This is a genomic window from Burkholderia sp. WTPI3 (assembly GCF_021483755.1).
Taxonomy (GTDB): Bacteria; Pseudomonadota; Gammaproteobacteria; order Burkholderiales; family Burkholderiaceae; genus Burkholderia.
In genome coordinates, this window is record NZ_JAGIXF010000150.1 from 1 (window position 1) to 9,051 (window position 9,051).

8 protein-coding genes are annotated in these 9,051 nt (G+C 62.2%); 2 read left to right on the forward strand and 6 right to left on the reverse strand.

The window, feature by feature from the left end; all coding sequences use genetic code 11:
* Window positions 1-248: 248 nt before the first annotated feature.
* The 5 genes from J7024_RS35300 to J7024_RS35320 all read right to left on the reverse strand — a co-directional run bounded on the left by J7024_RS35300 (window position 249) and on the right by J7024_RS35320 (window position 4,245).
* A complete protein-coding gene (locus J7024_RS35300; RefSeq protein ID WP_234745923.1) occupies window positions 249-716 on the reverse strand; it encodes a TerB family tellurite resistance protein in 468 nt (155 codons plus the stop codon).
* Between the two features lie 563 nt (window positions 717-1,279).
* Window positions 1,280-2,029, reverse strand: a complete 750-nt coding sequence (locus tag J7024_RS35305) for an amino acid ABC transporter ATP-binding protein (RefSeq protein ID WP_124897806.1) — start codon at window positions 2,027-2,029, stop codon at window positions 1,280-1,282.
* Complete coding sequence (locus J7024_RS35310) at window positions 2,016-2,666, reverse strand: amino acid ABC transporter permease (protein ID WP_124897805.1); 651 nt, start codon at window positions 2,664-2,666, stop codon at window positions 2,016-2,018. Before J7024_RS35310 ends, J7024_RS35305 begins: the two co-directional genes overlap by 14 nt.
* The gene (locus tag J7024_RS35315; RefSeq protein ID WP_124897804.1) at window positions 2,663-3,349 is read right to left on the reverse strand and encodes an amino acid ABC transporter permease; all 687 of its coding nucleotides are present in this window, start codon (window positions 3,347-3,349) and stop codon (window positions 2,663-2,665) included. Before J7024_RS35315 ends, J7024_RS35310 begins: the two co-directional genes overlap by 4 nt.
* Window positions 3,350-3,438: 89 nt before the next feature.
* The gene (locus J7024_RS35320) at window positions 3,439-4,245 is read right to left on the reverse strand and encodes a transporter substrate-binding domain-containing protein (RefSeq protein ID WP_124897803.1); all 807 of its coding nucleotides are present in this window, start codon (window positions 4,243-4,245) and stop codon (window positions 3,439-3,441) included.
* Between the two features lie 521 nt (window positions 4,246-4,766).
* Here J7024_RS35320 and ansP point away from each other — a divergent pair.
* Window positions 4,767-6,269 carry an L-asparagine permease gene (ansP, locus tag J7024_RS35325; RefSeq protein WP_124897802.1) on the forward strand — a complete coding sequence of 501 codons (1,503 nt, stop codon included), beginning with the start codon at window positions 4,767-4,769 and terminating at the stop codon, window positions 6,267-6,269.
* 76 nt (window positions 6,270-6,345) lie between these two features.
* Window positions 6,346-6,549, forward strand: a complete 204-nt coding sequence (locus J7024_RS35330; protein ID WP_175770723.1) for a hypothetical protein — start codon at window positions 6,346-6,348, stop codon at window positions 6,547-6,549.
* 126 nt (window positions 6,550-6,675) lie between these two features.
* Here the strand turns inward: J7024_RS35330 and J7024_RS35335 are convergent, their stop codons facing one another.
* Window positions 6,676-8,751, reverse strand: a complete 2,076-nt coding sequence (locus J7024_RS35335; protein ID WP_124897800.1) for a putative bifunctional diguanylate cyclase/phosphodiesterase — start codon at window positions 8,749-8,751, stop codon at window positions 6,676-6,678.
* Window positions 8,752-9,051: the final 300 nt, after the last annotated feature.

Sequence of the window (9,051 nt, forward strand, 5' to 3'; positions counted from 1 at the left end):
CGATGGAGGTCCGCGACGACCGGCAGCGTCTGGACGACGTCGCCAAGCGACGTCACCTTCACGATCAAAATGCGCTTCATTGGAATCATGGGTTTTACTTGCGGAATAACACGCCGAATACATTGAACCGGATGTCCGCGAGGTCGGATTGCTGTCAGTGCTGTTGCAGCTCGACGGATTCGGCGAGCCCGGGACGTTTCCGAGCCCGGCGGTGACGGCTGGAAGCCGGGACAGGCTCCGCCTGACGCCTACGCGAAGCTGCGTTCTTCCGACGCGAAGTTCAGCGTTCGTGGCGTCCAGGCAGTCAGAATGGTCCCGAGCACGCTGATTTCACCGTCCGCGAGGTGTCCATCCGCCGATGCGACAGCGAGACACATTTCAATGATTCGCACGCGCAAATCGGGATCGTCGATTTCCGCGAGTAGCGTTTCGAGCGTGGCTTGATCGAGATGGCCGGACATGGCGCCGGACGAAACGTGGCTGATCGCCTGGTCCTCACATACCGTCTGGACGATTTGCGCAAACCCGGCCGATTCGATCCCGAACCTGCGTCTGGTCTCGAGTTTCTCAAGGAACCGTTCCTCGCTGGGATCGATGTGGCCGTCCGCGATCAGCACCAGCGCGACGATGCGCGCGGCTGCCTGGGCGCTGTTGCGGGGATAGGTTCTCATGCTGTTGTTCCTTTGCGGGATCATCCCGCGTTGTTGAAGAACCAACAGTTTCGAGGGTTTGGGTGATCGGAAAAATCAGTTAATCCGATACTGAAACTTCGGAAAAAACGAAGTTAGGAGGGTGGTTTCGCGATGAGGTGGAGCGCAGCCTTGATAGGGGTGACCTTGATGTCCACGGATTTTTCCGGTCAGCTGCCGTTAGGCCCAGTAAGGCATTTCCTTGTAACCTAAATAAATATCTATATAAATCAATGCGATACTGTCTACCCTTCGCTTGAAGGTCGCCGGTCATTTTCGGCAGATTGTGTCGGCCTGAAATTCCACCACCGCCGGCTCGACGGGCCTTCTTGTTAGGCTCGCTGACTGGTTGATGCGATGGCGTTGTCGGCTGCGGTACTCGGCAGGATCCGCTTCGCCTGGAGTGTCACTGGGAAATTGAAAGTGCCGTGCAAATTGATACCGTCCATATCCCCGAGGCTGGCGGACCTGATCGATATTCCGGATATCGAAGACTCTCTCGGGCGGTTCGGCACGCGCGGGCGCGGTGCATATGCCGGGGATTGCCGACGATCCGGCCGGCGATGTCAGCACGCCGCCGGCATCGCGGATCAGCGCGCAACGGCTTCCGTGTTCCGGATGCTGCCGAGGAACCGCGACAGTTCCACTGTCTGCGGCCGCTCGAAGATGTCTTCCGCCGTGCCGCTTTCCCACACCCGTCCCTGGTGCATGAACACGATCCTGTCGCTCACCGCGCGCGCGAAGTTCATCTCGTGCGTGACCATGATCAGCGTCATGTCCTCACGCGCCAGCTGCTCGACGACGCCCAGCACCTCGCCGACGAGTTCGGGGTCGAGCGCCGACGTGATTTCGTCGCACAGCAGCACGCTCGGCTTCATCGCGAGCGCACGCGCGATCGCGACGCGCTGCTGCTGGCCGCCCGACAGCTGTTCCGGATACGCATCGAACCTGTCGCCGAGGCCGACGCGCTCGAGCATCAGCTCCGCGATCGCGCGCGCCTGCTGGCGGTGTGCCTTCTTCACGACGGACTGCGCGAGCATCACGTTTTGCCCGGCGCTCAGGTGCGGAAACAGGTTGTATTGCTGAAACACCATCCCGACCTTCAGCCGCAGCGCGCGCAGGTCCGCGTGCCGTGCATCGACGCGCTCGCCGTCGATCGAGATCGTGCCTGCATCGATGCTCTCGAGCCCGTTGAGCGTGCGCAGCAGCGTGCTCTTGCCCGAGCCGCTGCGGCCGATGATCGATACGACCTGGCCGCGCTCGACGGAGAAATCGATGCCCTTGAGCACATGATGGGTGCCGAAGTTCTTTTCGAGACCACGGGTTTCAACGAGCGGCATGCCATCTCCTTTGCAACGTGCGCGCGTAACGGGTAAGCGGATAACAGAGCGCGAAATAGATCAGCGCGACGAGCCCGTACACGACGAACGGCCGGAAGGTCGCGTTCGAGATCGCGATGCCGGCCTTCGTCAGCTCGGTGAAACCGATGATCGACACCAGCGCCGTGTCCTTCACGGCCTGCACGCCGAAGCCGACAGTCGGCGCGACCGCGATGCGCGCGGCCTGCGGCAGGATCACGTGACGCAACTGCTCGACATAGCTCATGGCCACGCTCGCCGACGCCTCCCACTGCCCTTTCGGCACGGCCTCGACGCAGCCGCGCCAGATTTCCGCGAGATAGGCGCTGGTGAAGAACGTGAGCCCCGCCGTGGCTGCGACCCACGCCGGAACGTCGAGCCCGACGAGCGGCAGGCCGAAGAACACGATGAACAGCTGCATCAGCAGCGGGGTGCCCTGGAAAACCTCGATATAGAGCTTCGCGCAGCCGCGCAGCACGACCGAATTCGATACGCGCATCACGAGCAGGCCAACGCCGACGAGGCCGCCCGACAGGAACGACACGATCGACAGCACGATCGTCCAGCGCGCGGCCAGCAGCAGGTTCGCGAGAATCTGCCCGAACGTGAAATCGGTCATCGCGCACCTCGTACGCGACGGGAGAACAGGCGGCGCCCCATCGAGCCGAGCATGGCCCGCAGCAGCAGCGCCATCGCCAGATACGCAAGCGTGATGACGAAATACGTCTCGAATGCGCGGAAGTTGCGCGACTGAATGTAGCCTGCCGCATAGGTCAGGTCGGCCACCGAGATCTGCGACACGACCGCCGAGCCGAGCATCGTGATCACGATCTGGCTCGACAGCGCGGGAAACACCTTCGCCAGCGCCTGCGGCAACACGACGTGGCGCAGCATCTGCGCGCGCGACATCGCAAGCGCGGACGCCGCCTCCAGATGGCCGTTCGGGACGGCGGCGACACCGGCACGCACGATCTCGACCGAGTACGCGCCGAGATTGAGTGTCATCGCGAGTATCGCGGCCGTGTATTCGTCGATGTGCACGCCGAGTGCCGGCAGTCCGAAAAAGACGAAGAACAGCTGGACGACGAACGGCGTGTTGCGGATCGCCTCGACGTACGCGCCGATCAGCGGGCGCAGCCGGATGGCCGCACGTGCGTCGGCGCTGTACGCGGCCGCGCCGAGCACGCCGATCGCCACGCCCAGCACGGTCGCGACCGCGGTCAGCGCCAGCGTGGTCGCCGCGCCGCTCGCGAACACGCTGGCGTAATCGGCGAGCTCGCCGAATTGAAGCTGATAGCTCATGACAAGTGGATAGATTCAGGTGCGGACCACGACACCCGCCGCGCTGGCGGCATCGGTCGGGGCGATGTATCGGGCAACGCTGCGATCGGTTACAGTCCGGCCGGCAACGGCTGGCCGAGCCACTTCCTCGACATCGCGCCCAGCGTCCCGTCCTGCTTCGCATGGGCGATCGTGTCGTCGATCTTCGCGAGCAGGCGCGGCTCGTTCTTGTTGACCCCTACGAAGCACGGCGAATTCTTGATCACGAACTTGACCTCGGGCCGGCGCGGCGGATTCTTCGCGAGAATCGCCGCCGCGACGATGTTGCCGGCTGCGATCAGTTGCACCTGCCCCGACAGGAACGCCTGGATCGTCGCGTTGTTGTCCTCGAAACGCTTGATCGTCGCATTCGGCGCGAGCTGCGACAGCGCGATCTCCTCGAGCGCACCGCGCGTGGCGCCGACCGTCTTGCCAGTCAGGTCCGCGGGCGCGCTCACCTTCACGTCGGCCGGCCCGAACACACCCTGGAAATACGGTGCGTACGCGCTCGAGAAGTCGATGACCTTCTCGCGTTCGGGCGTCTTGCCGAGCGACGAGATCACCATGTCGACCTTGTTGGTCGTCAGGTATGGAATCCGGTTCGCACTGTTCACGGGCACCAGCTTCAGCTTCACGCCGAGCGATTTCGCGAGCAATTCGGCCATGTCGATGTCGTAGCCCTGCGGCTGCATGTCCGTGCCGACCGAGCCGAAAGGCGGATAGTCTTCCGGCACCGCGACGCGCAGCGCGCCGTTTTTCGCGATGGTATCGAGCGCGTCGGCGTGCGCCGGCGCAGCAGCGAACAGCGCCATCGCGGGCGCTGCGATCAACGCAACCAGCCAGGTGCGTCGGGGAAACGGTCGAGTCGTCGAGCTCACGGTGAATCTTCCTTGTCTGGTAGGTCGTCGGGCAGCGCGCAACCGTTGCGCGGCCAGTGCAACTTCAGCAAAAACCGGGCCACCGCCGTGAAATGCCTGCCGCTCCGGCACCGGACGGAAGTTCCAGCGAGCCACACGCCTCATTTCGGTGCATGAGCCGGCGCTGGCTGCAGCGGTTGCCCATTCGCGGCGCGCAGCGGCGCACCAAGTTAACCGACTGGTTCACCCGGCGCATCGGTCCGCATGTGTCGGGGTCCGCAACTGGCCCGCGTTGCGGCGTCAGGGTCGACGCCGGTATGCACGGATTCGAGCAGACGCAGTCGAAATTTGCATGCCGTTTGTGAGCCGAATTACGGCTGAATACGTTTGCGACGTACCGTGCCTTTCGTCATGACCGGCGAAGCGCGATCAGGATGGCCGGGCCCGATTCCTCGCCCCTGGTATTCAGGTCAGGTACCGGTGTTCCCGGTCGCTTCGCGAACGGGATGAATCCAGTCACATTAGTGCGAGAGGACGCAGCCATGGCATCGATTCCCGACCCGTCGACAACGGGCGAAACCAACAAACGCAGCTGGCTCGAATCGCACGAAGCCGGCTATCACAAGACCCTCGGCAACCGGCAGGTGCAGATGATCGCGATTGGCGGGGCCATCGGCACGGGGCTCTTCCTCGGGGCTGGTGCACGTCTGCAAGCGGCCGGACCGTCGCTCGCGATCGTCTATCTGGTGTGTGGCGTGTTTTCGTTCCTGATCCTGCGTGCACTCGGCGAGCTCGTGATGCATCGCCCCTGCAGCGGCAGCTTTGTGTCGTACGCCCGCGAATTCCTCGGCGAGAAGGCATCGTTCGTCGCGGGCTGGATGTACTTCCTGAACTGGGCGATGACCGGCATCGTCGACATCACCGCGGTCGCGCTCTACATGCATTACTGGGCGCCGTTCGCGGGCGTGCCGCAGTGGATCTTCGCGCTCGTCGCGCTCTGCATTGTCGCGACGATGAACCTGATCGGCGTGAAGTGGTTCGCCGAGATGGAATTCTGGTTCGCGCTGATCAAGGTCGCCGCCATCGTACTGTTTCTCGTGATCGGCTCGGCAATCCTCGGCACGGGCGTGCATGTCGCCGGCCATGACACCGGGATGCATCTGATTACCGACAATGGCGGTTTCTTTCCGCACGGGCTGATGCCGGCGCTGGTGCTGGTGCAGGGCGTGGTGTTCGCGTTCGCGGGCGTCGAACTGGTCGGCACGGCGGCCGGCGAATGCAGGGACGCGCGCAAGGTGCTGCCGCGCGCGATCAACAACGTGATCTGGCGCATTGCGATCTTCTACGTCGCGTCGGTCGTTCTGCTGGTTTGCCTGCTGCCATGGAGCGCGTACAAGGCCGGCCAGAGCCCGTTCGTCACGTTCTTTGGCGCGCTCGGCGTGCCGGGCATCGGTTCGGTGATGAACCTTGTGGTGCTGACGGCGGCGCTGTCGAGTCTCAACTCCGGCCTGTATTCGACCGGGCGCGTATTGCGTTCGCTGTCGATGGGCGGTTCGGCCCCCGCGTTCCTTGCGCGAATGAGCGCGCAATCGGTGCCGTACGCAGGCATTCTCGTGACGGTCGCGATCTACGTGGTCGGCGTGCTGTTGAACTACCTCGTGCCGTCGAGCGTGTTCGAGATCGTGCTGAACATCGCGTCGCTCGGCATCGTCAGCACGTGGGGATTCATCGTCGTGTGCCAGATGAAGTTCCGCGCCGCGGTCAGGCGCGGCGAGGTGGAGGACGTGTCGTTCAGAATGCCGGGCGCGCCCGTGACCTCGTGGCTCACGCTGCTGTTCCTGCTCGGCGTGCTGGTTCTGATGGCATTCGACTACCCGAACGGTACGTGGACGATCGCATCGATCCCGATGGTCGCGCTCCTGCTCGTGGCAGGCTGGAAGTGGCTGAGCAGCCGCGCGCGCCGCGCATTGCTCAAGCCGACGATTCCGTCGGCCCTGGTACCTCAGGGGCCGCTTGGCAACCCATACCGAGACGACAATGAGTAGGCAGAACGCTCACCACCACCCAGCCAGGCGCTCGACGGTCGGCCACGATCGGTCTCGCCTGAAGCGCGCTTGCAAGATGTTCGCTGCCGCGCCGCAGGTCGACAAGGCGCGGCTGCTGGCGGTGATCGGCCCCGATCTGACGTTGCTCGTCGGCGACCTGGATGATCTCACTGCCCGGCATGCGCGGGGCACGACGTCGATGCATGGCGGGATCGCCGCAAACCGGGGGAGTGTGCGGCGACTGTCGGAGGACGTGCGCGCACCGGCAACGCTGCATTGACCTTCTGCAGTTTATTGCTGGTCGTGACATACGGCAGGGGCGCCCCTGCCGTATGTCGTACGGGACGGCAGGGACATCACGGCGAGTACGGCGGTGCCGAGAAGCAGCCGGCTGCTGCCGGATTCATCAAGTGCTCTCGACGTGCGATCCCTTTTGCAGCAGCCTGCCAAATGCCTCTGCTTCAAGTGGATGGCCGAGCAAGAATCCCTGTACCTCGTCACACATCAATATTTTGAGTTGTTCGAGTTGCGATGCGGTTTCAACACCTTCCGCGACCACATCCATTTTCAACGTGTGCGCCAATGCAATGATTGCCCGAACGATCGCGCTACCTTCAGGGTTGTGCTTGTCGAGCTCATGGGTGAAAAAACGGTCGATCTTCAATTGCTTCGCACGAAAGCGTTGCAGATAGCTCAGGCTGGAATAACCCGTGCCAAAGTCGTCGATCGCAACTTCGAAGCCATTCGTCTGGAATTCGTGAATCATCGCTGTCGTGCGCGCGGCGTCCTGCATTGCCACGGTCTCGGTAATTTCGAACATGAGCTGAGCGGGCTTCACGCTCTCGGCACTCAAGATCCCGAGAAAATTCGAAACCAGATCCGGCTCGGCTATCTGTCGAGGCGACAGATTGATGGCGACCTGGAGCGCCGGCAATCCATCTGCTCGCCAGCGTTTCAAGTGGCGGCACGTTTCTCGAACGACCCAGTTGCCGATTTGTACAATCTGCCCTGTGCGTTCGGCGATGGGGATGAACTCCGACGGCATCAATGTGCCGAGTTCCGGATGGTTCAGCCGCAATAGCGCTTCGGCGCCGGTAAGCGTGCCGCTGCCACCGTGGAATTTGGGCTGGAAATGGAGTTCGAAGTAGCCGGCAACCAAGGCTTCGTGCAACGCGCGCTGGACCTGCAGCGTGCGATTGGCCGCCACGTTCATGTCGCCCTGGAAGAAGCGGTAAGTGCTGCGGCCAGCGCGCTTGGCCTCATACATCGCGACGTCGGCATGCTTGAGCAGTAACTCCACGGTCTCACCGTCACGCGGGTATATCGCAATGCCGATGCTCGGCGTGACTTGCAGCGGCTGCGCGTCGTTCCAAAGGCCTTCGCGCATCCGACTCAGCACGTTTTCCGCAGCACGCTCGACGTCGTCGATGGACGAAATATTCTCCAGCAGCACGACGAATTCGTCGCCGCCAAGGCGTGCCACGGTGTCGCTGGCGCGCACGCATTGCTGCAACCGAAGCGCGAATGCCTTCAGCACTTCATCGCCCGCGGTATGTCCAAGCGAATCGTTGATGGTTTTGAAACCATCAAGATCCATGAACAGCACTGCAAACTTGGCTTCGTAATGACGGTATGCATGGATTGCGTACTCGATCCGTTCCGTCAGTGTGCGGCGGTTCGGGAGGTCCGTCAGTTCGTCGAATTGCGCCATGCGCACGATCTCGCCGTTAAGCCGCGAGACAACACTCGCAAGAAACGAGGTCCGTGCTCCGGTGCGGCTGAGTATGAGCGTCACGATCAGGATTGCCAGCGTGGACAGCGTTACCGCCGTGGCGAGCAAGGGCATAGCGATCTCATGCGTCGCGCCGCAGATCGAACCTGGCAGGAATGTCGCGGCGGCATTCGCCGTATAGTGCATGCCCGTTATCGCGACGCCCATGACGCACGCACCTGCGACTTTCTTGGCGTTCAACTGGCGTTGATTCGCGGCGCGGAGGGATTGCGTAATCCATAGCGCGGCACCCGATGCGCCGATCGCGATACCAATCGAGACTGATACCAACACGGCGTCGTATGTGATGGCCGGCTGCATTTTCATGGCGGCGTCGCCGGTGTAATGCATGCCGGCAATGCCCAGACCCATCAGGACGGCGCTGGCGACGAGGCGTCCAGGCGATAGAGACGCGCGCGAGACGATATACAGCGCAAACCACGACACAACGACAGCGATAGCGAGCGAGGCGCCCGTAATCGCGAAGTCGTAGCCGACTGGAATGGGCAGCGCAAATGACAGCACGCCGATGAAGTGCATCGACCAGATGCCGATACCCATTGCCATGCCACCGCCGGCTATCCACGCCTGACGCCGCCGCTCATGGCTCAGCAGGGCAATTCGGCTGGAGAGATCAAGTGCCGTGTAGGCCGCGAGTGTCGCTACCACCAGGGATAATGCGGCGAGCCAAGGGTTATAGGTACCGTGCACAATATATTTTCCTGTTTTTCGCTACCAATAACGTGCGTGTCAATCGAGCCTGGACCTTGTTTTGGCGTGCATTATACGGGGCGTGATTGAGGTTATCCGATCGGGATTTGCTTCTCGTGATTGCTCGGGGTGACGGATTTTTGTCTGACTTTTTTCAAACGCCTGCGCCGTTGTGGGGGGAACGTGACGGCGGTCGCGAGCACCTGGTTCGGATTCGAAAACCTGGCTCTGCGCGCGATCAGTGGAGGTGAATTCAGGCGCTTTGTTTTATTTTACATAATGCTGATGATCGAATTTTTC

What these genes read in the sequence shown, in the direction of transcription:
- J7024_RS35305 (WP_124897806.1), bottom strand. Translation starts at nt 2,029, where the DNA reads ATGCCGCTCGTTGAAACCCGTGGTCTCGAAAAGAACTTCGGCACCCAT.
- J7024_RS35310 (WP_124897805.1), bottom strand. Translation starts at nt 2,666, where the DNA reads ATGACCGATTTCACGTTCGGGCAGATTCTCGCGAACCTGCTGCTGGCC.
- J7024_RS35315 (WP_124897804.1), bottom strand. Translation starts at nt 3,349, where the DNA reads ATGAGCTATCAGCTTCAATTCGGCGAGCTCGCCGATTACGCCAGCGTG.
- ansP (WP_124897802.1), top strand. Translation starts at nt 4,767, where the DNA reads ATGGCATCGATTCCCGACCCGTCGACAACGGGCGAAACCAACAAACGC.
- J7024_RS35330 (WP_175770723.1), top strand. Translation starts at nt 6,346, where the DNA reads ATGTTCGCTGCCGCGCCGCAGGTCGACAAGGCGCGGCTGCTGGCGGTG.